The following is a 24,911-nucleotide window of genomic DNA, read 5'->3' as shown; positions in this document are numbered from 1 at the left end:
GTCCGTTCGGGATCGACGCTATGTCGTGGAGAGCGGCGACCGGGAGGGAATCGGCCATGATCGGCGGCACGTCCCGGCAGCGGGGATCAGCGAAAGCCCGGGCACGGTCGTGCGCCGGGCGAGTGCCGGGGGCATCGATGCCCCCGATGGTTATCGCGCTGATCACGAGTACCAGGCTATCCCCCCTGACCCCCGACTCGTCACGAGCGGCTTCTGTACAAATCGGGGGGTGGATTTTTGCCGCTGTGGACAGCGACGGACGGTCGGGTTCGTGCAGAGCGCCGACCGCCGACCGGATCAAGGCGTTATCCGGCCATTTCCCGCGCTATGGTCACGGCCTCGGCGAGCGTGTCGACCACGGGCACACCGGCCGATTCCAGACTGCGGCGGCTGTGCGAACCACCCGTGTACAGGACCGCCCGCGCGCCCACGTGGGCAGCGGCGAGAGCGTCGTCCAGGGCGTCCCCGATCAGCACGCAGCGGGCGGCGGTCACACCGTCCGACTCCAAAGCGGCCAAATGGCGTACGAGGTGGCCCGCCTTCGTGGTGTGCGAGGGCCCGGTGCGCCCGTCGACGCGGAGGAAGTGCCGCTCTATGCCGAGGGTGCGCACCAGCGGAACCAGCTTCTCGTGCGGCGCCAGCGACAGCAAGGACTGCGTGGCCCCGGCCCCCTCCCAGTCACGGAGCAGCTCCAGGGCGCCCACGGCGAGCCCCACGGCGTCCGCCGCGGACCAGTAGTGCCGGTGGAAGGTCTCGTCCATGACGAGCCACTCGGCGTCCGTGGGCATGCGGCCCATCAGCCGCTCGTAGAACTTCGGGACCGGTACGACGTACAGCTCGCGGTACGTATCCAGGGTGATCGGGTCGAACCCGAACTCGGCGAAGGAGGCGTTCGTGGCGGCCAGGACGGCGTCCACGTCGTGGAGGAGGGTCCCGTTCCAATCCCAGACCAGGTGCGGGTGCGCGTGCGGACCCCGGCTCACGGGAGCAGCCCCGGGATCTCCTGCACGCCGAACCACAGCAGCTCGTGGTCCTCGGCGCCGTCCACGACGAAGCGGGCGTCGTCGTCCCCCCGGTCGGCGGCCTCCACGGCGCCGGCGGCGGCCTCGACGTCGGCCAGCGCGTCGTCGGCGTCGACGTGCACCGCGGCGGCGACCGTCAACCGAACGGCGCCGGCCAGACCGACCTCCCCGAGGGTGGCCTCGTCCACGCCGGGGACGGCGGTGGCCGCCTTGTCGTCGACGTCGACCGCCACGACGACGCGCTTGCGCGGGGCGGACGGGTCGGCGGCGAGCAACCGCAGCGAGGCCTCGGCGGCCTGGCTGAGGGCGGCGTACTCCAACTCCTCGATGTCGTCCGAGACGTACCATTCCCGCAGTCCGGGCGTGACCGCGTACGCGCGCAGCGGCGCGGGGCCCAGCTCGCCGGCCTTGTACACCTCGGCGAGCCCGGAGAGGGTCAGGGGGACGTACACGCGCATGGCCGGCCGCTTTCGTTAGTCGGAAAACCCCCTCAGGATACGGCGACGGTCGCCCTACGCGTCCGACCGGGGGACGACTCCTGTCGCCCTTCGGGCGCGATCCGCCGCCGGCGCCGCGTCCACCCGACGCCTCCGCGCGCCGACCTCGCCGCCCGCGCCGCCACAGGTGTCCCCCCTGATAGGTGAACGCCGGAGCCGCCGAATACCCGCCCCTCGCGCGATTGCGGAGCGTTACGAGCGACCCGTACAAGTTTCCCCGTACCTAGTGACCGCCCGGCATCCGCAGGGACCGGGCCCGGCCTTCCCGGGGACGACCGCCATGACCAGGACCAGGACCACCACCCGCCCGCCGGGCCGCCGCGACGAGCGGGCCCCCGGCGTCCGGCGCCGCCCGCGCGGCCCGCACGACTGGTTCGCGGAACGCCTCCTGGCCGTTCTCAGCGGCCGCCGCCCGGTCCACTCGCTCCTGGGCCACACGGTCGGCCCCGCGTACGAACAGCTGGTCACCCTGGCCCCCGCGGACCCCTTCCGCGACCGCCTCACCCCGGTCCTGCGCCACTGCGGCCGCTTCTACCCGGGCCCGGGCGTCATCGAGGCCTTCGCCCGCATCGCGACGGGTGACCGCGTCTCGGCGATGGCCTTCCGCCTCGAACAGGGCCCCGACCTCCGCTGGCGCTGCGCGGCGATCGAAATCCACGGCCCCCGCGTCTGATCGCGGCCGATCGAGGCGCGGGCCAAACCCAGCCTCGACGCCGATCGACGCACGGGCCAAACCCAGCCCGGCCGGCGATTGAGGCGCGGGCCAACCCAGCCCCGCCGGCGATTGAGGCGCGGGCCAACCCAGCCCCGCCGGCGATTGAGGCGCGGGGCGCGGGGCAGAGCCCCGCAAAGCCCCGGCGCAGCCGGGGCCACCCACGGCGCCGCGCCAATCCCGCACCGCAGCCAAACCCAGCCCCGCCGGCGATTGAGGCGCGGGGCGCGGGGCAGAGCCCCGCAAAGCCCCGGCGCAGCCGGGACCCCCGCCCCGGCACCGCCCGCAAACGCCGCCGGGGCCGAACACCCGTACAGCGGTGTCCGGCCCCGGCAACGGCGGCGGCTACTTCTTCCGGCGCCGCCCGCCGGAGGCCTTCTGCGCCTTGCGCCGCTCCGCCCGCGTCATCCCGACCCCGGCCTCCTCGCCGTCCACATCGGCGTCGGCGTCGAAGTCGCCCTCGACGACCCCGCCCTCACCGTCCACCGTCGGCGCCGAGAAGTGCAGCCGGTCCGGCCGCTGCGGGGCGTCCAGTCCCTTCGCCCGGATCTCCGGCTTCGCCGGCGCCGGCACGGTGTCCTGCACCGGGAGCTCCTCGATCTGCTGTTCGACCTGGACCTCCAGGTTGAACAGGTAGCCGACGGACTCCTCCTTGATGCCCTCCTGCATGGCGTTGAACATGTCGAAGCCCTCGCGCTGGTACTCGACCAGCGGGTCCTTCTGGGCCATCGCCCGCAGGCCGATGCCCTCCTGCAGGTAGTCCATCTCGTACAGGTGCTCGCGCCACTTGCGGTCCAGCACCGACAGCACCACGCGCCGCTCCAGCTCGCGCATGATGTCGGAGCCGAGCGCCTTCTCGCGCTCCGCGTACTGCTCGTGGATGTCGTCCTTGACGGACTCGGCGATGAACTCGGCCGTGATGCCCGCCCGGTCCCCCGCGGCCTCCTCCAGCTCCTCCACGGTGACCTTCACCGGGTAAAGCTGCCGGAAGGCGCCCCACAGCCGGTCCAGGTCCCACTCCTCCGCGAAGCCCTCCACCGTCTCGGCCGCGATGTACGCGTCGATGGTGTCGTCCATCATGTGGCGGACCTGCTCCTGGAGGTCCTCGCCCTCCAGGACGCGCCGGCGCTCGCGGTAGATGACCTCGCGCTGGTTGTTGAGGACCTCGTCGTACTTGAGGACGTTCTTGCGCGTCTCGAAGTTCTGGGTCTCGACCTGCGACTGGGCCGACGCGATCGCGCGCGTCACCATCTTGTTCTCGATCGGGACGTCGTCCGGCACGTTCGCCATCGCCATGACCCGCTCGACCATCTGCGCCTTGAACAGGCGCATCAGGTCGTCACCCAGCGAGAGGTAGAACCGGGACTCGCCCGGGTCGCCCTGTCGGCCGGAGCGGCCTCGCAGCTGGTTGTCGATACGGCGCGACTCGTGCCGCTCGGTGCCCAGCACGTACAGCCCGCCGAGCTCCTTGACCTCCTCGAACTCCGCCTTCACCGCCGCCTCGGCCCGCTTGAGCGCCTCGGGAAGGGCGTGCGCCCACTCCTCGATGTGCTCCTCCGGGTCCAGGCCGCGCTGGCGCAGCTCCGCCTCGGCGAGGTCGTCGGGGTTGCCGCCGAGCTTGATGTCGGTACCGCGGCCGGCCATGTTCGTGGCGACGGTGACCGCGCCGCGGCGGCCGGCCTGGGCGACGATCGAGGCCTCGCGCTCGTGCTGCTTCGCGTTCAGCACCTCGTGCGGGATGCCGCGCTTGGAGAGCTGCTGGGAGAGGTACTCGGACTTCTCGACCGACGTCGTGCCGACGAGGATCGGCTGACCCTTCTCGTGCTTCTCCGCGATGTCGTCGACGACGGCGGAGAACTTCGCGACCTCGGTGCGGTAGATCAGGTCCGGCTGGTCCTTGCGGACCATGTCGCGGTTGGTCGGGATCGGGACGACACCGAGCTTGTAGATCTGGTGGAACTCGGCGGCCTCGGTCATGGCCGTACCGGTCATGCCCGACAGCTTCGAGTACAGGCGGAAGAAGTTCTGCAGGGTGATCGTGGCGAGGGTCTGGTTCTCGTCCTTGATGTCCACCCCTTCCTTCGCCTCGATCGCCTGGTGCATGCCCTCGTTGTAGCGGCGGCCGGCGAGGATGCGGCCGGTGTGCTCGTCGACGATCATGACTTCGCCGTCGATGACGACGTAGTCCTTGTCGACCTTGAACAGTTCCTTCGCCTTGATGGCGTTGTTGAGGTAACCGACGAGCGGGGTGTTCACCGACTCGTACAGGTTGTCGATGCCGAGCCAGTCCTCGACCTTCGCCACGCCCGCCTCGTGGATGGCGACGGTGCGCTTCTTCTCGTCGACCTCGTAGTCGCCGGTCTCCTCGATGCCCTTGAGCGGGTTGCCGGGCTCGCCCTTGGTCAGGCGGGTGACGAGCTTGGCGAAGTCCGCGTACCACTTCGTCGCCTGGTCGGCCGGGCCGGAGATGATCAGCGGCGTACGGGCCTCGTCGACCAGGATCGAGTCGACCTCGTCGACCACGGCGAAGTTGTGGCCGCGCTGCACCAGCTCGTCCTTCGACCACGCCATGTTGTCGCGCAGGTAGTCGAAGCCGAACTCGTTGTTCGTTCCGTACGTGATGTCGCAGTTGTACTGCTCGCGGCGCTGGGCCGGCGACATGTTCGCCAGGATGCAGCCGACCTCCAGGCCGAGGAACTTGTGCACCCGGCCCATCAGCTCGGAGTCGCGCTCGGCGAGGTAGTCGTTCACCGTGATCAGGTGGACGCCCTTGCCGGACAGGGCGTTCAGGTAAGCGGGCAGCGTGCCGACGAGGGTCTTGCCCTCACCGGTCTTCATCTCGGCCACGTAGCCGAGGTGCAGCGCCGCGCCACCCATGATCTGGACGTCGTAGTGCCGCTGGCCGAGGACGCGCTTCGCCGCCTCGCGAACGGTCGCGAAGGCCTCGGGCAGCAGGTCGTCCAGGCTCTCGCCGTCCTGGTAACGCTGCTTGTACTCGTCCGTGAGCGCCCGCAACTCGGCGTCGGAGAGGTTGACGAAGTCCTCTTCGATGGAGTTGACCTGGTCCGCGATGCGGTGCAGTTTGCGCAGGATCTTGCCTTCGCCTGCACGCATGAGCTTGTTGAAGACGGACACCGAGGTTTGTCTCCTTGCCGGTCGGGCCTGGCACTGGTTCGTACACGGGCACGGAGGGTGGGCCCCACCGCAACGGCCATCGTAAGCGAGGACGCGGTCGCGTCGGGAGGTCCGCACTATCCGCAGGGCGCGGGCGCCCGGAATGAGAACGGATGGGGGGCACGGAAGGTGCCGGTGTGAGCGAAAACTGTTCGCCCGCGCCGCGCGCCGGCAGCAGAATCCGTCCATGGACCCCACCACCTTGAGCACGGAGCGCCTGAGCCTGCGTCCCTTCACCCCCGCCGACGAGGACGAGGTCCACGCCGCCGCCCAGGACCCGGACATCCAGCGCTGGACCATGGTCCCCTCCCCGTACGAGCGCGCGCACGCCCGCGCCTTCGTCGGCGAGATCGTCCCGGCCGGATGGCGCGAGGACACGGGCTACAGCTTCGCCGTACGCCTGGGCGCCGAGGGCCCGCTGGTCGCGGCCGTCGGCGTGCACGTGCGCGGACCCGACGCGTTCGAGATCGGCTACTGGGCCACCAAGGAGCACCGCGGTCACGGCTACATGACCGAGGCCGTGCGCGCCGTCGCCCGTTGGGCCTTCACCGAACTCGGCGCGGTCCGGGTCGAATGGCGCGCCGAGGTCGGCAACCACGGCTCCCGGGCCGTCGCACAGAAGGCCGGCTTCCGCTTCGAGGGCCTCCTGCGCGCCGCCCTCGTCCGCAACGGCACCGCCCGCGACTGCTGGGTCGGCGCCCTGCTCCCCTCGGACGTGGGCCTGCCGTCGGTACTCCCGTACCTGCCCGCTGTCAGTACCACGCCCTAAGGTGCGGCCATGACGAGCACACCGCCGCCGATCGTGTCCCTGTCCGCGGACGACGCCCGCCGGATCGCCCTGCGCGCGCAGGGTTTCCTGGGCGCTCCCGACCGCAAGGGCGGGGTGCGCGGCGTGTTGCGCCACCTGGGCGCCGTACAACTGGACACGATCTCCGTGCTGGCCCGCTCGCACGAACTGATCCCGTACGCGCGCCTGGGCGCGGTGGGCCGCGAAGCCGTCGAGAAGGCCTACTGGTCCGATCGTCACGCCTTCGAGTACTGGTCCCACGCGGCCTGCGTCCTGCCCATCGAGGAGTGGCCGCACTTCGCCTTCCGCCGCCGCGCCCGCCGGGCGCGGGGCCACCGCTGGCACGTCCTACAGGACAAGGAACGCTCGACGCGGGCCGTCCTGGACCGTCTCGAGGCCGACGGCCCGCTGACCTCGACCGAGCTCGGCGGCGCCAAGAACGGCGGGGAGTGGTTCGAGTGGTCCGAGACCAAGATCGCGGTGGAGTGGCTGCTCGACACCGGTGAGGTGGTGTGCTCGGAGCGGCGCGGCTGGAAGCGCGTCTACGACCTGCCCGAGCGGGCCGTCCCGGACGCGCTGCTCCACGACGACCTGGACGACCGCGAGTGCCTGCGCCGGCTCGTCGCCCTCGCCGGGCACAGCCTGGGCGTCGGTACCCGCGCGGACATCGCGGACTACCACCGCCTGAAGGGCGACCAGGTCGACGCGGTGATCGCCGACTCGGGGCTGGTCCCCGTGACCGTCGAGGGCTGGGGACGCGACCGCCGTGGAGGGGCCGCGTGGGCCGACCCCGCGGCGCTGGCGAGCGCCCCGCGCGGCCGCCACCGCACGACGCTGCTGTCCCCGTTCGACTCGCTGGTGTGGGACCGGCCGCGAACGGAGCGGATCTTCGGCTTCACGCACCGGCTGGAGGCGTACGTCCCCAAGCCCCGGCGGATACACGGCTACTTCGCGATGCCGCTACTGACCGGCGGCCGGCTCCGGGGCCGGGTCGACCCGGCCCGCGAGGGCACCACGCTGGTGGCCCGGCAACTCTCCCTGACCACCCCCAAGGACGCCCGGCCCATGGCCGAGGCCCTGCTGGAGGCGGCGTCCTGGGTGGGCTGCGACCGCGTCCGCGTGGACCGCGCCACCACCCCGGCCGAAGCGGCGGCGGTCACGGCGGAACTGGCCGCGCTGACCTGACGCCGCCCGCCCGGGCGTCCCCGGTCACCTGATCTCGAGGATCTTCTCGCGCATCGCGTACACCACGGCCTCCATCCTGGAGTGCAGTTGCAGCTTCTCCAGGATGTTGCGCACGTGGTTCTTCACCGTGTTCTCGGAGATGAACAACTCCTTGGCGATGTCACGGTTGTTCATCCCGGTGGCCACCAGCTTGAGGACCTCCAGCTCCCGGTCGGTCAACCGGGGCGCCGGCACCAGCCTGCGCTCGTCCGTCCGCTGGATCATCGACTTGAACTCGGTCAGCAGCTTCGACGCCATCGAAGGGCTGATCTGCGACTGGCCGTCCGCGACCGCCCGGATCGCCGTCGCGACCTCGTCCGTGGAGATCTCCTTCAAGAGGTATCCCGTGGCGCCCGCCTTGATCGCTTCGTAGAGGTCTGCCTCCTCGTCGCTGATCGTCAGCATGATGATCTTCGCGGAAGGTGCCACCTCCTTGATCGAGGTGCACGCCTCGATACCCCCGCGCCGGGGCATCCGTACGTCCATGAGGATGATGTCCGGCAGCAGGTCGGCGGCCTTGTCCACCGCCTCCGCCCCGTCCCCGGCCTCACCGACGACCTGGATGTCCTCCTCCTGGGCGAGGACGATCTCCAGCCCGCGCCGGAAGAGGGCGTGGTCGTCGACCACGAGCACCCGGATCGGCTCCCCGGCCGACCCGTCACGCGGGGCGTCCGCCTGGCCGCCGGCCACGCGCCCCGCCTCGCGACAGCCCGCGCCGTCGTCACCGCGTACCGGCCCGAAGCTGTCCGCCATCATTCCTCCCCCTGCATGTGCCGAGCTGCTGACCTGCTCATCCGCTGACCGCTCGTGCTGCCTGTTGGGCCAACCGGACGCACCGGGCCGCCGCCTGACTGCCCGCCATGATTCCATGCCCGGGGCTCGGGGAGGGGCCTCATGGGGAGGCCGACTGGCTCATACGCGTCATACGAATGCCCCCGCGGAGGCCGGGACGGCGCTCCACGGGGGCAGGGTTCGAACACTCAGCCGCCGAGCGATCCGCCGGCGCCGCCGCGCGGCTCCTCCGTGCTGGAGGCGCCGTCGGGATTGACGTGGATGACGCCGTAGTCGTAGGCGTGACGTCGGTAGACGACGCTGGGCAGCTTGGTGTCGGCGTCGACGAACAGGTAGAAGTCGTGGCCGACCAGTTCCATCTCGTACAGCGCCTGGTCGAGCGACATGGGTGCGGCGGAGTGGGTCTTCTCGCGGACGATGAGGGGGCCGTCGCCCTGCACCTCAAGGGGCCCGATCCGGGTGGTGGGGACCCCGTCTGTCTGCTCTTCGGAGACCGGCTCCCCGTTGCTGTTGAGCTGCGCGACGCCCGGCACCACGTCGGCGACCTCGGCCGCCGAGAGCCTGCCGTTGCCGCGGCGGGTGTAACGCTTGTCGTGCTGCTTGCGCAGCCGGGCCTCCAGCTTGTCCTGAGCCAGGTCCAGCGCCGCGTACGCGTCCGCTGCCGCCGCCTCGGCCCGGATCACCGGGCCCCGCGAGTGCAGGGTGATCTCCACGCGGTCGGAACGGTCGGCCTGGCGCGGGTTGTGCTCCTTGGACACCTCGACGTCCAAGCTGATCACCTTGGCGTCGAGCTTCTGGATCCGCTCGGGATTCAGCTTCTCTGCCACGTGCTTGCGGAACCGCTCGGGCACTTCGGTCTTGCGGCCCTTGACGACGATGTCCACGCAGAACTCCGTTCCCGGATAGCTCCGCCTCTTGGGGCGAAGCGTCTCCCTTTCGCACCAGGCTCCGGTGAGCACCAGAGCCTCGGACTTGGCGACTTTCACCTCCTCCTCCCCCGCCGGCAAGATCCACATCCCACCGACTTCGGAGCAGAGAGACACCCTCTGACACGAAGATTCCAAAAACGGGCGGGTCGGTGCTCCGATGACGTGGGGCCCAAGGATCGCCAGTCCTCACAACCGAACATATCTCTCAATGCCGGTTGTCGGCACCCGCTACCGGAACAAACCTCCGTTCGGTTCCGTTCAGTCGGATTCTTCCTCTTGTGCACTTCGTGGGCATCTCTTGTCACCGGTAACGATGCGCCTTCCCCCGGGGTTCCACGTCTATGCGGTCCGTCGCCGATTTCCCCACTCGCGCGGGAGTCCGGCGGGCGGGGCGGCGGCGGGCGGGGCGGCCCGGAAGGAGTCCGCGGGCGCCGCCACCACCGCCGCGCCGGCCACGCGCAGCCCGGCCGCCCGCAGCGCCCGCGCCGCCTCCGCCAGCGTGGCACCGGTGGTCATCACGTCGTCCACCACCACGATCCGGGCACCGCCCGCCGACCGCACCCCCGCCGGACGCGCCTCCAGGGCCCCGGCCAGGTTCTCCCGCCGCTCCCGGGCCCCCAGGCCCGCCTGGTCCGCGACCCGCCGCCGCAACCGCAGTACGGGGGCCACCCGCGCGGGCACCCCGGCCCGACGCAGTCGCGCCGAGGCGGCCAGCGCGATCCTGCGCGCCGGGTCGTGCCCGCGCGCCCGGACCCGGTGGCGGGCGGAAGGTACCGGTACGAGGACCAGCGCGGCCCGCTCCCCCACCTCCCCCTCCCCGCCCCACCCCGCACCACCCGCCAGGACCGCGGCCGCCAGCGCGGCGCCGAGGGGGCCCGCCAGCGGGAGCGCGCCGCGCTCCTTGTGGGCCAGCACCACGGCTCGTACCGCGCCCCCGTACCGCGCGCCCGCGTGGACCACCGGCAGGCCGGACGGCGGCGCGGTGGGCCGGGCCCGCCCGGCTCCGCCACCGCCCAAGGCGGCCCGGCACCGCGCGCACAGCACCACCCTCGGCGCCCCGCACCCGGCGCAGTCGGCCGGCAGTACCAGCCCCGCCAGCTCCTGCCACCACCCCCGCATGGGACGACCCTGCCTCCCGGCCGGGGCCGCCCGCCACCCCTGTGGAAAACCCGCCGGTGGAAAACCGGTCCCGGAAAACCTGTCCGCGGACGACCCGCCGCCGCAGCCGCCGCTCAGCCCGGGTAGACCGGCTCCCGGCCGCCCGCCGCCACCGTGCGCCACTGCGCCCCCGGCGGCAGCCACACGATGCCGTCCTCGTCGGAGAACGCCACGACCGGCTTCTCCTCGTCCTCGGTCGTCGCGACCCCGGCCAGCCCGGAGGCTCCGGGCAGGCTCGCGGCGGCCGTGGAGCCGTCGGACAGCATGTAGCGGGCCTGCATGACCCCGCCGCTCTCCCGGCCCACCACGAGCAGGCGGCCCCGCGGCCCCCAGCTCATCGCCATCACGTCGGCCATCTGCGGGGCCGCGGGCCGCAGCTCGCGCACCGCCACCGGCGAGGCGTCCGCCTTGCCGTCGGGCCGCTCGATCCGCCCGGTGTACAGGTTCTTGCGGCTGCCGTCCTTCTCGACGAGCAGCGCGATGCGCACCCCGTCGGGCGAGGCCTTGAGCGCGGTGATCCGGCCGCCGTCCAGCCCGGCCACTTCCACCCTCTGCGGCGTCCCGGTGCCGCCGGGGACCCGCCACAACCCCTGGTTCGGCGGGTCGACGTCCGCGATCCACAGGTCGCCGTGCGTGTCCCAGCTGGGCGCGGTCAGCTTGCCGGCCCTGCCCCCCGGGAACTGCAACGGCTGGGGCATCGGCCCGGCCGTCGTCAGCGTCACCACGTACAGCCCGTGCCTGTCGTCCGAGACGACCGCGGCGCGCTTCTCGTCGTAGGTGACGGCGGCCGAGCCCACCTTGAACCCGGTGGCGGTGGACAGCGGCCCGGGAACGGGTTCCGGCTTGTCCTGCTGCTGGTCCTCGGCGTTGACGTTGAGGGACATCCGTACGAACCGGTAGTCCTTGTCGACGTAGTACTGGTGCTCGGGGGACTGCGCCGGGTTCGCGATCGCCACCGCGGCCGAGCGCGTGATCCAGCACAACGACGTCTTGCCGTCGGGGCGCAGCAGCTCGACGCGGTCGAGCCGGGAGGCCGTCAGATCCCGGATGGTGTACAGGAGTTGGGTGGCCATCTTCTGGCACTGCGGCTGCGCGACGTTCTTCGCCTTGTCGTTCAGCGGTACGCGCAGCGTGTTCTGGCCGTCGTAGGACAAGGTCTTGGTGCCCGCGCGCAGTTCCGTCCCGGTGGGGAAACTGGAGGTGACGACCGGGGCCAGCCATTTGGAGGGTCCGGCGAGCAGCGACTGCACGGTCTGGGTGGTGGGGTCCATCCGCGAGTCGGGGTCGCTGCGCTGGCGCACGTACACCGGGTCGGCGACGAGCGTGCCGCCCGCGAAGTAGTACTTGTTGACGGGCTTGTAGATGCGCTGGAAGTCGGACTCGCTGAGGACGAGGCTGCTCGGCGGGGTCGCGATCCGCCACTGGTCCTTCTCCCGCACCAGCTGGAGGTACTCCTCGTAGCGCCCGCCGCCGGTCTCCGGCTGGTAGGCGCTGCGTTCGTCCACCGTCGCGAGCTTCTTGCCGGTGACCTTCCACCGCGTGTCGTCGGGCTCCTTGGAGCCCTGCACGGGGAAGCGGTCGAGGCCGGAGGAGAGCACGGTGACGGCCGAGCCGGGCTTCCAGTTCTTCGCGGCGTCCTCGGTGAGGTACTTGCGGGCCGTCTCCAGCTGGGGGTCGTCGCTGGTCATGGCCTCCAGGAAGCCGTCGACGATGTCGGCCGCCCCGGCCTTGTCGGCGGGCGGTACGCCGAACACCCGCACCTGGGAGTCGACGCCCTGCGAGGCCTGGACCTGCCGGATCTCCCCGCTGTCGGGCATGGAGGCGCAGCCGGCGAGCAGCAGCGCGGCCGCCCCGAGCACGGCGTGGACCCGCAGGGTCGCGCGCCGAGGCCTGCCCTCCCGCCGGGCCTGTACGTGTGCCGGCCCGCGCTCAGCGTCCACCGGGTCCATCCTCCTGTGCTGACGTGCCGGCCGCGGACTGCTCGGCCGCCGACTGGTCGGCCGCGGATTGCTCGGCCGCCGACTGGTTGACCACGGACTGCTCGGCGGGGCGCGCCACGACCCGGGCCCCGTTCCCGGGCAGCGCCGTCGGGTCCGCGGGGACCGGCATCGCGGTGGTCACCGCCGGGCGCGGCGGTATCGGGGAGCGGCCGGCCGGCCGGGGCCGGTCGCCGCCGGGTCCACCGGCGCCGTTGCCGGAGCCGGCGCGTGCCGCCGCCTCGGCGGCGGCCCTGACCCGGTTGGAGCGGGAGTCCTCGGGTTCCAGCGGGATCGGGGAGCCGCGCAGCGGTTCGTCGGCGGTGCGGGGCAGGGTGAGGCGGAACTGGGAGCCGCCGCCGGGCTCGCCCCACGCCTGGAGCCAGCCTCCGTGCAGCCGCGCGTCCTCGACGGCGATGGACAGGCCCAGGCCGGTCCCGCCGGTGGTCCGGGCCCGGGCGGGGTCGGCGCGCCAGAACCGGTTGAAGACGCGGGTGGCCTCGCCGGGCTTGAGCCCGACCCCGTAGTCCCGTACGGCGACGGCGACGGCTCCGCCGGCGGACGCGAGCCGGACCACCACGTCGCGCCCCTCGCCGTGTTCCACGGCGTTGACGACGAGGTTGCGCAGCACCCGCTCGACGCGCCGGGAGTCGGCTTCGGCGATGACGGGCTGGGTGTCGCCGAGGACCCGGATGCGGGTGCCCTTGTGCTCGGCCAGCGGTTCGGCTCCGTCGATGACGCGGCGTACGACGTCGCGCAGGTCGATGGGTTCGGCTTCCAGGGCGGCGGCGCCCGCGTCGAAGCGGCTGATCTCCAGCAGGTCGGCGAGGAGCGACTCGAAGCGGTCGAGCTGTCCGGCGAGGAGTTCGGCGGAGCGGGCGGTGACGGGGTCGAAGTCCACGCGGGCGTCGTGGATGACGTCGGCGGCCATGCGGACGGTCGTCAGCGGGGTCCGCAGCTCGTGCGAGACGTCGGAGACGAACCGGCGCTGCATCCGCGACAGGTCCTCCAACTGCTGGATCTTGTGCTGGAGGTTCTGGGCCATCTTGTTGAAGGCCTCGCCGAGCCGGGCGATGTCGTCCTCGCCGGTGACCTTCATCCGCTCCTGGAGCCGTCCCGCGGAGAGGCGTTCGGCGATCCCGGCGGCCATCCGGACGGGCGTGACCACCTGGCGCACGACGAGCCAGGCGATCGCGCCGAGCAGGACGACGACGAACAGGCCGGCGGTGGCGATGGTGGCCTTGATGAGGTTGAGGGACTCCTCTTCCTGGGTCAGCGGGAAGAGGTAGTACAGGTCGTAGGGGTCGCCGTTGATGTCGGTGAGCCGTTTGCCGATGACCAGCGCCGGCGCGGGGGCCTTCTCCCCGGAGCCGGCCGTGTAGCGGATCTCGGAGAAGGTCTTGAAGGTGCCGGTGGCGTGGTTGACGGCGCGGCGCAGCGTGATGGGGACGCTGGCGGTCGGATCGACGTTGCCGGAGGCGCGGGCGCCCTTGACGCCCTGGGCACCGGGCGCGGCCGGCTCACCCGCCCCCGCGCCGAGCGCGGCCACCTCGAAGGCGGTCTGACCGCCGCTGGCCAGCTGCTTGACGAGGGAGTTCATCCAGGTGCTGGCGTCACGGCCGATCTTGTTGTCGGTGACGTCGGAGCCGTCGGCGGCGAAGGGGGTGTTGGCCTTCTCCTGGGCGACCGCGAAACCGCCCGCGGCCTGGCTCTGGGCGGCCTCCTCCTTCGCGTCGAGGAGACCCTTGCTGACCTGCGCGATGACGACGAAGCCCAGGGCGAGCACGACGGTGAGCGAGAGCAACAGGGTTGCCGCGACGACCCGCAGCTGGATGTTGCGCCGCCAGAGCCGGACAGCCGGAAGCAGCGGCCGGCGTACGAGGCGTACGCACAGCCGCAGCACGGGGCTGCCGGCCAGTCGCTCCTTGAGCGACCGGCCGCCCCGCAGGGCTCCCCTGCGGGAGCCGCCCCGGGGCTTGCCGGGCTGCACGTCAGCTCGGTCCGGCCTTGTAGCCGACACCGCGGACCGTCACGACGATCTCGGGGCGCTCCGGGTCCTTCTCGACCTTGGAGCGCAGCCGCTGCACGTGCACGTTGACCAGCCGGGTGTCCGCCGCGTGCCGGTATCCCCAGACCTGCTCCAGCAGCACCTCACGGGTGAAGACCTGCCAGGGCTTGCGCGCGAGGGCGACCAGCAGGTCGAACTCGAGCGGGGTCAGGGCGATGGAGGCACCGTCGCGCTTGACGGAGTGCCCGGCCACGTCGATGACCAGGTCACCGATGGCCAGCTGCTCGGGCGCCGGCTCCTCCGAGCGGCGCAGGCGGGCCCGGATGCGCGCCACCAGCTCCTTCGGCTTGAACGGCTTGACGATGTAGTCGTCGGCCCCGGACTCCAGACCCACGACGACGTCGACGGTGTCGCTCTTCGCCGTGAGCATGACGATCGGCACCCCCGACTCGGCCCGGATCAGCCTGCAGACCTCTATGCCGTCCCGTCCGGGCAGCATGAGGTCGAGCAGTACCAGGTCCGGTTTCGCCTCCCGGAAAGCAGCCAGTGCCTTGTCACCGTCCGCTACGAACGACGGCTCAAAACCTTCTCCACGCAGCACAATGCCGAGCATCTCGGCCAGCGCGGTGTCGTCGTCGACGACAAGGACTCGTCCCTTCATGCTTGACATCATCCCATTAGCTAATCGTTACCTGGCGGTGAGCTGTCCCACAGCCAAAAGGGCTGGAAATCGCCCCCCGAACCTGCGTGGCGATCAGGCCGACCAGTCTGCCCCGGATTCTCGCGACAATCGAAGGCGGGAAGAGACCCGATCTCGCGGAACACCCCGTCCGCTCCCCGCTCCCACGTGGCACGATGGCAGCCGACCAGCGCCCCCGCCGCAGCAGACGCACGTGAAGGAGCGAAATGAACGACTCTCCGGGCTGGGCTTCGCCCGGGTCCTCCCCGTCGGAAGGCGAGGGCGGCCAAGCCGGCGGCACGGGCGGCCAGGGCACGCCGGAGGGCATACAGCCTCCCGCACAGCCGGCCGCGGACTCCAAGTGGTCCGCCGCCCAACCGCCGCCCGGCCAGTGGGCCGACCCCGGCCACCCGGCCCCGGCACCCGGCCCCGCCGACGCCGCCCCGCAGCAGCCGCAGCAGGGCGCGGGCTGGGGATCGTACGGGCCCCCGACCGGACAGCCCGGACAGCCCCCGCAGTACGGATCGCCCTACGGCGGCCAGTACGGCCACCCCGGCGGCCCCTGGGGCCGGCCCCCGGCCGCCAAGCCCGGCGTGATCCCGCTGCGCCCCCTCGGCCTGGGCGAGCTGCTCGACGGCGCGGTCTCCACCATGCGCACCCACTGGCGCTCGGTGCTGTCCATCAGCCTCGTCGTGGGCGTCCTCATCGAGGCCGGCAACGTACTGATCAACAAGTTCGCCCTGGCGGGACTCACCACCTCGACCACCACCGGCGACGACCCGGAACAGGCGCTCCGCGGCCTCCGCGACGCCGTCGTCCCCGTCTTCGCCAACGCGTTCCTCCAGCTCGTCCTCGGCATCATCGCCAGCGCGCTGCTCACCGTCATCTACAGCCGCGCCGTGATCGGCCGGCAGGTCACGGTCGGCGAAGCGTGGCGGGAGGCGCGGCCCCGCCTGTTGCCCCTCGCCGGAATGACTCTGCTCCTCGCGGTCGGCGCGGTCCTCCTCTTCGGAGTGCTGCTCCTGCCGGGCGTGCTCATGGAGAACATCGGCGTCGCCCTCCTCGGCACGCTCGTCGCCCTGCCGCTCTTCGTCTGGCTCTGGTTCCGCTTCGTGCTGGCCTCGCCGGCCCTGATGCTGGAGCGGGCCGGGGTCTTCGCGGCGCTCAGGCGGTCCGCCAAGCTCGTCCGGGGCTCCTGGTGGCGCATCTTCGGCATCACGCTCCTGACCGGGCTCATCACCGGCCTCGTGTCGATGCTGATCGCCATGCCGTTCACCCTCATCGCGGTGCTCAGCGGCGTGGGCGACCTCAGCTCCTTCACCGACGGCTCCTTCGCCGTCTCCTGGTCGTTCCTGCTCATCAACGGCATCGGCTCGATCATCAGCTTCACGGTCGTCCTGCCGATCTCGGCGGGCATCACCGTCCTGCTGTACATCGACCAGCGCATCCGCCGCGAGGCCCTCGACCTGGAACTCGCCCGGGCCGCCGGCCTTCAGGACTACGGAAGCGCCGGCGCCGGCTACGGAGGCTGACACACCGATGAGCACGGGGGGACCCGTCGTCACCGCCGCCACACCGCCGGTGACGACTCCGCGCGACGCCGCCCGCGAGGCGGCCGAACGCGAACTGTCCAAGCGGATGTACCACCAGAACGACCCGAGCCCGATCCAGCGCGTCCTGGACCGGCTCTGGGAGTGGCTCGGCGACTTCTTCGACCGTGCCGCCGGGGCGACCCCCGGGGGCACGGTCGGCCTCGTCGCCGTCGTGCTCCTCGCCGCCCTGGCCATCGGCGCCCTGTGGTGGCGGCTCGGTAGCCCCCGCCGCGCCGTCGCCGCCGCCGGGACCCTCTTCGACGAGGGCGCGCGCACCGCGGCCGACCACCGGGCCGCCGCCGACGCCCACGCCGGCGCCGGCCGCTGGACCGAAGCCGTCCGGGAACGCATGCGCGCCGTCGTCCGCTCGCTGGAGGAACGCGCCCTGCTCGACCCCCGCCCCGGCCGCACCGCCGACGAGGCCGCCGCCGAAGCGTCCGCCTGCCTCCCTGGGCACGCCGAAGACCTGCGCGCGGCGGCCCGCGCCTTCGACGACGTCACCTACGGCGGACGCACCGGCGACGCCGACACCTACGACCGCCTGCGCACCCTCGACCTCACCCTGGAGCGCGCCACGCCGCTCCTGACGGGACCCACGGCATGACCGGCCCCACGTCCACCGCCACGGCGCCCCAGGACCCCGCCACGACGGCGCCTCCCGCGCCCCCGGCCACCACCCGGGCCACCACCCTGTGGGTCCGTTCCCGGGGCTTCCTGGCCGCCCTCGGCGTCCTCCTCGTGGGCGGCGTCACCGTGGCCGCCCTCCACTCCGACGGACACCACGGCTACCTCGACCCCCGGTCCGCCGACCCGTACGGCAGCCGCGCCGTCGCCGAGCTCCTCAAGGCCCGGGGCGTCACCAGCCGGGTCGTCACCAGCGCCGACGAAGCGGCCGCCGCCACCGGCCCCCGCACCACCCTCCTGGTCACCGACCCCGACGCCCTCGACCACACCCGCCGGCGCACGCTGCGCTCCGCCGCCAACACCTCCGGCGGACGCACCGTCCTCCTCGCGCCCACCGGCACCGGCCTCACCGACCTGGCCCCCGCCGCGACCGCCCGCGCCTTCTCCGACCGCGCCACCCTCGACCCGGCCTGCGCGCTGCCCGCCGCCCGCTCCGCCGGCCGCGCCACCACCGGAGGCGGCCCCCGCTACAGCACCGACCTCGCCGGGGCCACCGCCTGCTACCCCGACGGCGGCCACCCCACCCTCCTCGTGCTGCCCGCCATAGCCAAGGGCGGCGACACCGTCCTCCTCGGCTCCGAGAGCATCCTGCTCAACCGGACCCTGTCCAAGGAGGGCAACGCCTCCCTCGCCCTACAGCTCCTCGGCTCCCGCCCCGAACTCGTCTGGTACCTGCCCGACCCCGCCGAGCAGACCGGCCCGGACGCCCCCGAGCGAAAGAGCCTCCTCGACCTCGTACCCTCCGGCTGGACCTGGGCCCTGCTCCAGTTGTTCGTGGCCGCCGCCCTCGCCGCCCTGTGGCGCGCCCGCCGCCTCGGCCCCCTCGTCAGCGAGAACCTCCCCGTCGCGGTCCGCGCCTCGGAGGCCACCGAGGGGCGCGCCCGCCTCTACCGCAAGGCCGGGGCCCGCGACCGCGCCGCCACCGTGCTGCGCACCGCCACCCGCGAACGCCTCGCCGTGCTCGTCGGCGTACCGGCCGGCCGCGCCCACGAACCCGCCTCCCTGCTCCCCGCCGTGTCCGCCCGGCTCACCGCCGACCGCGCCACGGACCTCGCCACCCTGCTCTTCGGCACCACCCCCTCCGACGACGCGGCACTCGTCGCGCTCGCCGACCACCTCGACGCCCTCGAAAGAGAGGTCCGCATTTCATGACGGCCACCACGGACAGCGCCCGTTCCTCCCTGGAAGCGCTCCGCACCGAGATCGCGAAGGCCGTGGTCGGCCAGGACTCCGCCGTCACCGGTCTCGTCGTCGCACTCCTGTGCCGGGGCCACGTCCTGCTCGAAGGAGTCCCCGGCGTCGCCAAGACCCTCCTCGTGCGGGCGCTGGCCGCGTCCCTCGAACTCGACACCAAGCGCGTCCAGTTCACCCCCGACCTGATGCCCGGGGATGTCACCGGCTCCCTGGTCTACGACGCCCGGACCGCCGAGTTCTCCTTCCAGAACGGCCCCGTCTTCACCAACCTCCTCCTGGCCGACGAGATCAACCGGACGCCCCCCAAGACCCAGTCCTCCCTCCTGGAGGCCATGGAGGAGCGGCAGGTCACCGTCGACGGCGTCCCCCGCAAGCTCCCCGAGCCCTTCCTCGTCGCCGCCACCATGAACCCCGTCGAGTACGAGGGCACCTACCCCCTCCCCGAAGCCCAACTGGACCGCTTCCTCCTCAAACTGACGGTCCCCCTGCCGTCCCGCGAGGACGAGATCGGCGTCCTGACCCGGCACGCCGCCGGCTTCAACCCGCGCGACCTGCACGCCGCGGGCATCCGCCCGGTGGCCGGACCCGACGAACTCGAAGCCGCCCGCAAGGCCGTCGAGAGCACCACCGTCTCCCCCGAGATCGCCGCCTACGTCGTCGACATCTGCCGCGCCACCCGCGAATCGCCGTCCCTGACCCTCGGCGTCTCCCCGCGCGGCGCCACCGCCCTGCTGGCCACCGCCCGCGCCTGGGCCTGGCTCACCGGCCGCGACTACGTCACCCCCGACGACGTGAAGGCCCTCGCCCTGCCGACCCTGCGCCACCGCGTCCAACTGCGCCCGGAAGCCGAGATGGAAGGCGTCTCGGCCGACGCGGTCATCTCCGCGATCCTGTCCCACGTCCCCGTCCCCCGCTGATGGCGCTCACCGGACGCGCCGCCCTGCTGGCGGCCCTCGGCAGCCTCCCCGTCGGCCTCCTCGAACCGGGCTGGACGGGCCTGCTCGCGGTCAACGGCGCCATCGGCCTGGCCTGCGCCGTGGACTACGCCCTGGCCGCGCCCGTCCGAACACTCCGGCTGACCCGCTCCGGCGACACCTCGGTCCGCTTGGGCGAGCCGGCCGACGTACACCTCACGGTGACCAACCCCGGGGGCCGCACCCTGCGGGCCCGCGTCCGCGACGCCTGGCCCCCGAGCAGTTGGCTCCCCGACACCGAACCCTCCGCGTCGCGCCACGACCTGCTCGTCCCGGCCGGGGAACGCCGCCGCCTCACCACCCGCCTGCGACCCACCCGCCGCGGAGACCGCCGGGCCGACCGCGTCACGATCCGCTCCTACGGCCCCCTCGGGCTCCTGTCCCGCCAGGGCACCCACACCGTGCCCTGGACGGTCCGGGTCCTGCCCCCGTTCACGAGCCGCAAGCACCTGCCGTCACGCCTGGCCCGGCTCCGTGAACTCGACGGCCGCACCAGCCTCCTGACACGTGGTGAGGGCACCGAGTTCGACAGCCTCCGCGACTACCTCCCCGGCGACGACACCCGCTCCATCGACTGGCGCGCCACCGCCCGCGGCCACAAGGTCGCCGTCCGCACCTGGCGCCCCGAACGCGACCGCCACATCCTCGTCTGCCTCGACACCGGTCGCACGTCCGCCGGCCGGGTCGCGGACGCGCCCCGCCTGGACTCCGCCATGGACGCGGCCCTGCTCCTCAGCGCCCTGGCCACCCGCGCCGGCGACCGGGTGGACCTGCTGGCCCACGACCGCCGCCCCCGCGCGCAGGTCCAAGGCCGCTCGGCCGCCGACACCCTCCCCGCCTTCGTCAACGCCATGGCCACTCTGGAGCCGGAGCTCGTCGAGACCGACTCCCGCGCCCTCGTCTCGACCATCCTGCGCAGCGCCCCGCGCCGCTCCCTGGTCGTCCTCCTGACGAGCCTGGACGCCGCCCCCGTCGAAGAGGGCCTCCTGCCGGTCCTGCCCCAGCTCACCCAGCGCCACACTGTGCTGCTCGCCTCCGTGGCGGACCCCCGCGTCGCGGAGATGGCCCGGTCCCGCGGCACGCTCGACTCCGTCTACGACGCCGCGGCCGCCACCCAGTCCCAGTCCCAACGCCGCCGCACAGCGGACCACCTCACCCGCCTCGGCGTCCACGTCGTCGACGCCACCCCGGACACCCTCGCCCCCGCTCTCGCGGACGCCTACCTCACCCTCAAGGCCGCCGGGCGCCTGTAACCTCCCCGGCCACACCCAGCCGGCTGGATACCCTGGTCGGAGTACCCCGTCAGGAGGGCCCCATGGCCGACATCACCCCCGAACAGATGCGGCGCATGCACGCGTTCGCGGAGCAACTCGCGGAGCTGGCCGAGCACCAAGAAGACCGGTGGAAGGTGCAAACCACCGACGGTCAAATCTTCCTCACGATGATGAGCCCCACAGCTCCCCACGGACTGAACGTGGTGCGGCTGCGCCGGCAGATCGAGGCCCAGTCACCCGAGGTCATGGCCCTCAACGATACGAATATGGGCGATCCGGTCACCGGCTTGACCAAGGTCCCCGACCTCATGGTCATTCCGGAGGAGGACACCGACGACACGGCGAAGGTCGTCAACTCCCGCGATGTGCTGATGGTCGTGGAGGTGGTGAGCCGCACGAATTCCCTCACGGACATCCGCGACAAGCTGCACGACTATCCGAGGATGGGGGTGCCCCTGTACGTAGTCGTGGACCCCCGCAAGGACAAGAAGACGGTCACGGTGCACAGCGACCCCTCGCACGGTCCAGACGGCGTCCGCTACCGCAAAAAGGTCCCTTACGCCTTCGGGGATACCGTCACCGCCGGCCGATGGACGCTCGACACGAGCGGTCTCAAGAGCTATCCCGCCGACTGGTGAAGCACCGGGGGGAGGGGGCCTTGCGCTCGCCCGCAAAATGGTCCGGAACGCAGAAAAGCCCCGCACCATAAGGTGCGGGGCTTTCCCACAATGATTGTTCGGCGGCGTCCTACTCTCCCACAGGGTCCCCCCTGCAGTACCATCGGCGCTGAAAGGCTTAGCTTCCGGGTTCGGAATGTAACCGGGCGTTTCCCTAACGCTATGACCACCGAAACACTATGAAGATATCCAACCGGATGAAAACACGGTCGTTACTTCAGAACTAACACAGTGGACGCGAGCAACTGAGGACAAGCCCTCGGCCTATTAGTACCAGTCAGCTCCACCCGTTACCGGGCTTCCACATCTGGCCTATCAACCCAGTCGTCTACTGGGAGCCTTACCCTCTCAAGGAGGTGGGAATACTCATCTCGAAGCAGGCTTCCCGCTTAGATGCTTTCAGCGGTTATCCCTCCCGAACGTAGCCAACCAGCCATGCCCTTGGCAGGACAACTGGCACACCAGAGGTTCGTCCGTCCCGGTCCTCTCGTACTAGGGACAGCCCTTCTCAATATTCCTACGCGCACAGCGGATAGGGACCGAACTGTCTCACGACGTTCTAAACCCAGCTCGCGTACCGCTTTAATGGGCGAACAGCCCAACCCTTGGGACCGACTCCAGCCCCAGGATGCGACGAGCCGACATCGAGGTGCCAAACCATCCCGTCGATATGGACTCTTGGGGAAGATCAGCCTGTTATCCCCGGGGTACCTTTTATCCGTTGAGCGACGGCGCTTCCACAAGCCACCGCCGGATCACTAGTCCCGACTTTCGTCCCTGCTCGACCCGTCGGTCTCACAGTCAAGCTCCCTTGTGCACTTACACTCAACACCTGATTGCCAACCAGGCTGAGGGAACCTTTGGGCGCCTCCGTTACCCTTTGGGAGGCAACCGCCCCAGTTAAACTACCCATCAGACACTGTCCCTGATCCGGATCACGGACCGAGGTTAGACATCCAGCACGACCAGAGTGGTATTTCAACGGCGACTCCACCATGACTGGCGTCACGGCTTCAAAGTCTCCCACCTATCCTACACAAGCCGAACCGAACACCAATATCAAACTGTAGTAAAGGTCCCGGGGTCTTTCCGTCCTGCTGCGCGAAACGAGCATCTTTACTCGTAGTGCAATTTCACCGGGCCTATGGTTGAGACAGTCGAGAAGTCGTTACGCCATTCGTGCAGGTCGGAACTTACCCGACAAGGAATTTCGCTACCTTAGGATGGTTATAGTTACCACCGCCGTTTACTGGCGCTTAAGTTCTCAGCTTCGCACGCCCGAAAGCGCACTAACCGGTCCCCTTAACGTTCCAGCACCGGGCAGGCGTCAGTCCGTATACATCGCCTTACGGCTTCGCACGGACCTGTGTTTTTAGTAAACAGTCGCTTCTCGCTGGTCTCTGCGGCCACCCCCAGCTCAGGAAGCAAGTTCCTTCACCAGTGATGGCCCCCCTTCTCCCGAAGTTACGGGGGCATTTTGCCGAGTTCCTTAACCATAGTTCACCCGAACGCCTCGGTATTCTCTACCTGACCACCTGAGTCGGTTTAGGGTACGGGCCGCCATGAAACTCGCTAGAGGCTTTTCTCGACAGCATAGGATCATCCACTTCACCACAATCGGCTCGGCATCAGGTCTCAGCCTTAATGAGGGACGGATTTGCCTACCCCTCGGCCTACACCCTTACCCCGGGACAACCACCGCCCGGGCTGGACTACCTTCCTGCGTCACCCCATCGCTTACCTACTACAAGTCTGGTTCGTCGGCTCCACCACTTTCCTTTCCCCGAAGGGTCCGGAACGGCTTCACGGACTTAGCATCGCCTGATTCGATATTGGGCGTTTCAAAGCGGGTACCGGAATATCAACCGGTTGTCCATCGACTACGCCTGTCGGCCTCGCCTTAGGTCCCGACTTACCCTGGGCAGATCAGCTTGACCCAGGAACCCTTAGTCAATCGGCGCACACGTTTCTCACGTGTGTATCGCTACTCATGCCTGCATTCTCACTCGTGAACCGTCCACAACTAGCTTCCGCTGCTGCTTCACCCGGCACACGACGCTCCCCTACCCATCACAACACCCGTTGGGGCTTATTGCTGCAATGACACGACTTCGGCGGTACGCTTGAGCCCCGCTACATTGTCGGCGCGGAATCACTTGACCAGTGAGCTATTACGCACTCTTTCAAGGGTGGCTGCTTCTAAGCCAACCTCCTGGTTGTCTCTGCGACTCCACATCCTTTCCCACTTAGCGTACGCTTGGGGGCCTTAGTCGATGCTCTGGGCTGTTTCCCTCTCGACCATGGAGCTTATCCCCCACAGTCTCACTGCCGTGCTCTCACTTACCGGCATTCGGAGTTTGGCTAAGGTCAGTAACCCGGTAGGGCCCATCGCCTATCCAGTGCTCTACCTCCGGCAAGAAACACACGACGCTGCACCTAAATGCATTTCGGGGAGAACCAGCTATCACGGAGTTTGATTGGCCTTTCACCCCTAACCACAGGTCATCCCCCAGGTTTTCAACCCTGGTGGGTTCGGTCCTCCACGAAGTCTTACCTCCGCTTCAACCTGCCCATGGCTAGATCACTCCGCTTCGGGTCTAGAGCGTGCAACTCAATCGCCCTATTCGGACTCGCTTTCGCTACGGCTTCCCCACACGGGTTAACCTCGCTACACACCGCTAACTCGCAGGCTCATTCTTCAAAAGGCACGCAGTCACGACCGTTGTTCCGAAGAACAACGGCGACGCTCCCACGGCTTGTAGGCACACGGTTTCAGGTACTATTTCACTCCGCTCCCGCGGTACTTTTCACCATTCCCTCACGGTACTATCCGCTATCGGTCACCAGGGAATATTTAGGCTTAGCGGGTGGTCCCGCCAGATTCACACGGGATTTCTCGGGCCCCGTGCTACTTGGGAGATTCTTAAGCAAGCCGCTGATGTTTCGTCTACGGGGGTCTTACCCTCTACGCCGGACCTTTCGCATGTCCTTCGACTACATCAACGGTTTCTGACTCGCCGACCGGCCGGCAGACCGATCAAAAGAATTCCCACAACCCCGCATGCGCAACCCCTGCCGGGTATCACACGCATACGGTTTGGCCTCATCCGGTTTCGCTCGCCACTACTCCCGGAATCACGGTTGTTTTCTCTTCCTGAGGGTACTGAGATGTTTCACTTCCCCTCGTTCCCTCCACACTGCCTATGTGTTCAGCAGTGGGTGACAGCCCATGACGACTGCCGGGTTTCCCCATTCGGACACCCCCGGATCAAAGCTCAGTTGGCAGCTCCCCGGGGCCTATCGCGGCCTCTCACGTCCTTCATCGGTTCCTGGTGCCAAGGCATCCACCGTGCGCCCTTAAAAACTTGGCCACAGATGCTCGCGTCCACTGTGTAGTTCTCAAGCAACGACCAGCCACCCATCACCCTGCACCGAAGCACAAGTTCACTGGGGCCGGCATCGCAGAAGGACAGCCATACGGCCGTACCCTCAGACACCCAACAACGTGCCAAGCACCGAAGACCTTCCGTCTCCTCTTTCCACGCCGAAGCAGTACTC

At 70.2% G+C, this 24,911-nt stretch carries 18 protein-coding genes and 2 rRNA genes; 9 read left to right on the top strand and 11 right to left on the bottom strand.

Going from position 1 to position 24,911, the window contains the following annotated elements; all coding sequences use genetic code 11:
* Positions 1-305: 305 nt before the first annotated feature.
* Both ACV7NM_RS19885 and ACV7NM_RS19880 read right to left on the bottom strand, forming a co-directional pair.
* A complete protein-coding gene (locus ACV7NM_RS19885; protein ID WP_463411523.1) occupies positions 306-983 on the bottom strand; it encodes an HAD family hydrolase in 678 nt (225 codons plus the stop codon).
* The gene (locus tag ACV7NM_RS19880) at positions 980-1,480 is read right to left on the bottom strand and encodes a DUF6912 family protein (protein WP_463411522.1); all 501 of its coding nucleotides are present in this window, start codon (positions 1,478-1,480) and stop codon (positions 980-982) included. The genes ACV7NM_RS19885 and ACV7NM_RS19880 overlap by 4 nt, the downstream gene beginning before the upstream one ends.
* Before the next feature lie 319 nt (positions 1,481-1,799).
* Here ACV7NM_RS19880 and ACV7NM_RS19875 point away from each other — a divergent pair, with 319 nt between their 5' ends.
* Positions 1,800-2,192, top strand: a complete 393-nt coding sequence (locus tag ACV7NM_RS19875) for an Rv3235 family protein (protein ID WP_463411521.1) — start codon at positions 1,800-1,802, stop codon at positions 2,190-2,192.
* Between the two features lie 384 nt (positions 2,193-2,576).
* Here ACV7NM_RS19875 and secA read toward each other — a convergent pair whose 3' ends face one another.
* Positions 2,577-5,366, bottom strand: coding sequence for a preprotein translocase subunit SecA (gene secA / locus ACV7NM_RS19870; protein ID WP_463411520.1), 2,790 nt, complete (start codon positions 5,364-5,366; stop codon positions 2,577-2,579).
* A gap of 226 nt (positions 5,367-5,592) precedes the next feature.
* Between secA and ACV7NM_RS19865 the strand changes: the two genes are divergently transcribed.
* Positions 5,593-6,174: a GNAT family N-acetyltransferase gene (locus tag ACV7NM_RS19865; RefSeq protein ID WP_463411519.1), complete on the top strand. Its 582-nt coding sequence runs from the start codon at positions 5,593-5,595 to the stop codon at positions 6,172-6,174.
* Positions 6,175-6,183: 9 nt separating this feature from the next.
* Positions 6,184-7,377: a winged helix-turn-helix domain-containing protein gene (locus tag ACV7NM_RS19860; protein ID WP_463411518.1), complete on the top strand. Its 1,194-nt coding sequence runs from the start codon at positions 6,184-6,186 to the stop codon at positions 7,375-7,377.
* A gap of 24 nt (positions 7,378-7,401) precedes the next feature.
* On the opposite strand, the gene ACV7NM_RS19855 is transcribed toward ACV7NM_RS19860, so the two are convergent.
* The 6 genes from ACV7NM_RS19855 to mtrA all read right to left on the bottom strand — a co-directional run bounded on the left by ACV7NM_RS19855 (position 7,402) and on the right by mtrA (position 14,952).
* Entirely contained in the window at positions 7,402-8,169 is a 768-nt protein-coding gene (locus tag ACV7NM_RS19855; protein ID WP_463413997.1) for a response regulator, read from the bottom strand.
* A gap of 227 nt (positions 8,170-8,396) precedes the next feature.
* Complete coding sequence (gene hpf, locus ACV7NM_RS19850; protein ID WP_463413996.1) at positions 8,397-9,092, bottom strand: ribosome hibernation-promoting factor, HPF/YfiA family; 696 nt, start codon at positions 9,090-9,092, stop codon at positions 8,397-8,399.
* 384 nt (positions 9,093-9,476) lie between these two features.
* Positions 9,477-10,256, bottom strand: coding sequence for a ComF family protein (locus ACV7NM_RS19845; RefSeq protein WP_463411517.1), 780 nt, complete (start codon positions 10,254-10,256; stop codon positions 9,477-9,479).
* Positions 10,257-10,369: 113 nt separating this feature from the next.
* The gene (locus ACV7NM_RS19840; RefSeq protein WP_463411516.1) at positions 10,370-12,235 is read right to left on the bottom strand and encodes an LpqB family beta-propeller domain-containing protein; all 1,866 of its coding nucleotides are present in this window, start codon (positions 12,233-12,235) and stop codon (positions 10,370-10,372) included.
* A complete protein-coding gene (gene mtrB, locus ACV7NM_RS19835) occupies positions 12,225-14,174 on the bottom strand; it encodes an MtrAB system histidine kinase MtrB (protein ID WP_463413995.1) in 1,950 nt (649 codons plus the stop codon). The genes ACV7NM_RS19840 and mtrB overlap by 11 nt, the downstream gene beginning before the upstream one ends.
* Positions 14,175-14,262: 88 nt before the next feature.
* Positions 14,263-14,952: a two-component system response regulator MtrA gene (gene mtrA, locus ACV7NM_RS19830; RefSeq protein WP_189973359.1), complete on the bottom strand. Its 690-nt coding sequence runs from the start codon at positions 14,950-14,952 to the stop codon at positions 14,263-14,265.
* 233 nt (positions 14,953-15,185) lie between these two features.
* On the opposite strand from mtrA, the gene ACV7NM_RS19825 reads away from it, so the two are divergent.
* From ACV7NM_RS19825 to ACV7NM_RS19800, 6 genes are all read left to right on the top strand, one after another.
* A complete protein-coding gene (locus ACV7NM_RS19825; RefSeq protein WP_463411515.1) occupies positions 15,186-16,490 on the top strand; it encodes a glycerophosphoryl diester phosphodiesterase membrane domain-containing protein in 1,305 nt (434 codons plus the stop codon).
* 7 nt (positions 16,491-16,497) lie between these two features.
* Positions 16,498-17,154 carry a DUF4129 domain-containing protein gene (locus ACV7NM_RS19820; RefSeq protein ID WP_463411514.1) on the top strand — a complete coding sequence of 219 codons (657 nt, stop codon included), beginning with the start codon at positions 16,498-16,500 and terminating at the stop codon, positions 17,152-17,154.
* A complete protein-coding gene (locus ACV7NM_RS19815) occupies positions 17,151-18,386 on the top strand; it encodes a DUF4350 domain-containing protein (RefSeq protein WP_463411513.1) in 1,236 nt (411 codons plus the stop codon). Before ACV7NM_RS19820 ends, ACV7NM_RS19815 begins: the two co-directional genes overlap by 4 nt.
* A complete protein-coding gene (locus ACV7NM_RS19810) occupies positions 18,383-19,345 on the top strand; it encodes an AAA family ATPase (RefSeq protein ID WP_463411512.1) in 963 nt (320 codons plus the stop codon). Before ACV7NM_RS19815 ends, ACV7NM_RS19810 begins: the two co-directional genes overlap by 4 nt.
* On the top strand, positions 19,345-20,655 hold the full coding sequence (locus tag ACV7NM_RS19805; RefSeq protein ID WP_463411511.1) for a DUF58 domain-containing protein: 1,311 nt from the start codon (positions 19,345-19,347) through the stop codon (positions 20,653-20,655). Before ACV7NM_RS19810 ends, ACV7NM_RS19805 begins: the two co-directional genes overlap by 1 nt.
* A gap of 62 nt (positions 20,656-20,717) precedes the next feature.
* Positions 20,718-21,314: a Uma2 family endonuclease gene (locus ACV7NM_RS19800; protein WP_463411510.1), complete on the top strand. Its 597-nt coding sequence runs from the start codon at positions 20,718-20,720 to the stop codon at positions 21,312-21,314.
* Between the two features lie 96 nt (positions 21,315-21,410).
* Here ACV7NM_RS19800 and rrf read toward each other — a convergent pair.
* A 5S ribosomal RNA gene (rrf, locus tag ACV7NM_RS19795) occupies positions 21,411-21,527 on the bottom strand.
* 73 nt (positions 21,528-21,600) lie between these two features.
* Positions 21,601-24,724 (bottom strand): 23S ribosomal RNA (locus ACV7NM_RS19790).
* Positions 24,725-24,911: the final 187 nt, after the last annotated feature.

The organism is Streptomyces sp. Tek67B01 (genome assembly GCF_055231995.1).
This window is presented reverse-complemented; position numbering and strand designations above follow the sequence as displayed.

Bases quoted from the DNA above. Each gene is read 5' to 3' on its own strand.
- ACV7NM_RS19880 (WP_463411522.1), bottom strand. From the start codon at position 1,480: ATGCGCGTGTACGTCCCCCTGACCCTCTCCGGGCTCGCCGAGGTGTAC.
- ACV7NM_RS19855 (WP_463413997.1), bottom strand. From the start codon at position 8,169: ATGGCGGACAGCTTCGGGCCGGTACGCGGTGACGACGGCGCGGGCTGT.
- ACV7NM_RS19860 (WP_463411518.1), top strand. From the start codon at position 6,184: ATGACGAGCACACCGCCGCCGATCGTGTCCCTGTCCGCGGACGACGCC.
- ACV7NM_RS19865 (WP_463411519.1), top strand. From the start codon at position 5,593: ATGGACCCCACCACCTTGAGCACGGAGCGCCTGAGCCTGCGTCCCTTC.
- ACV7NM_RS19875 (WP_463411521.1), top strand. From the start codon at position 1,800: ATGACCAGGACCAGGACCACCACCCGCCCGCCGGGCCGCCGCGACGAG.
- ACV7NM_RS19810 (WP_463411512.1), top strand. From the start codon at position 18,383: ATGACGGCCACCACGGACAGCGCCCGTTCCTCCCTGGAAGCGCTCCGC.
- ACV7NM_RS19845 (WP_463411517.1), bottom strand. From the start codon at position 10,256: ATGCGGGGGTGGTGGCAGGAGCTGGCGGGGCTGGTACTGCCGGCCGAC.
- ACV7NM_RS19800 (WP_463411510.1), top strand. From the start codon at position 20,718: ATGGCCGACATCACCCCCGAACAGATGCGGCGCATGCACGCGTTCGCG.
- ACV7NM_RS19815 (WP_463411513.1), top strand. From the start codon at position 17,151: ATGACCGGCCCCACGTCCACCGCCACGGCGCCCCAGGACCCCGCCACG.
- ACV7NM_RS19805 (WP_463411511.1), top strand. From the start codon at position 19,345: ATGGCGCTCACCGGACGCGCCGCCCTGCTGGCGGCCCTCGGCAGCCTC.
- mtrA (WP_189973359.1), bottom strand. From the start codon at position 14,952: ATGATGTCAAGCATGAAGGGACGAGTCCTTGTCGTCGACGACGACACC.
- ACV7NM_RS19825 (WP_463411515.1), top strand. From the start codon at position 15,186: ATGAACGACTCTCCGGGCTGGGCTTCGCCCGGGTCCTCCCCGTCGGAA.
- ACV7NM_RS19820 (WP_463411514.1), top strand. From the start codon at position 16,498: ATGAGCACGGGGGGACCCGTCGTCACCGCCGCCACACCGCCGGTGACG.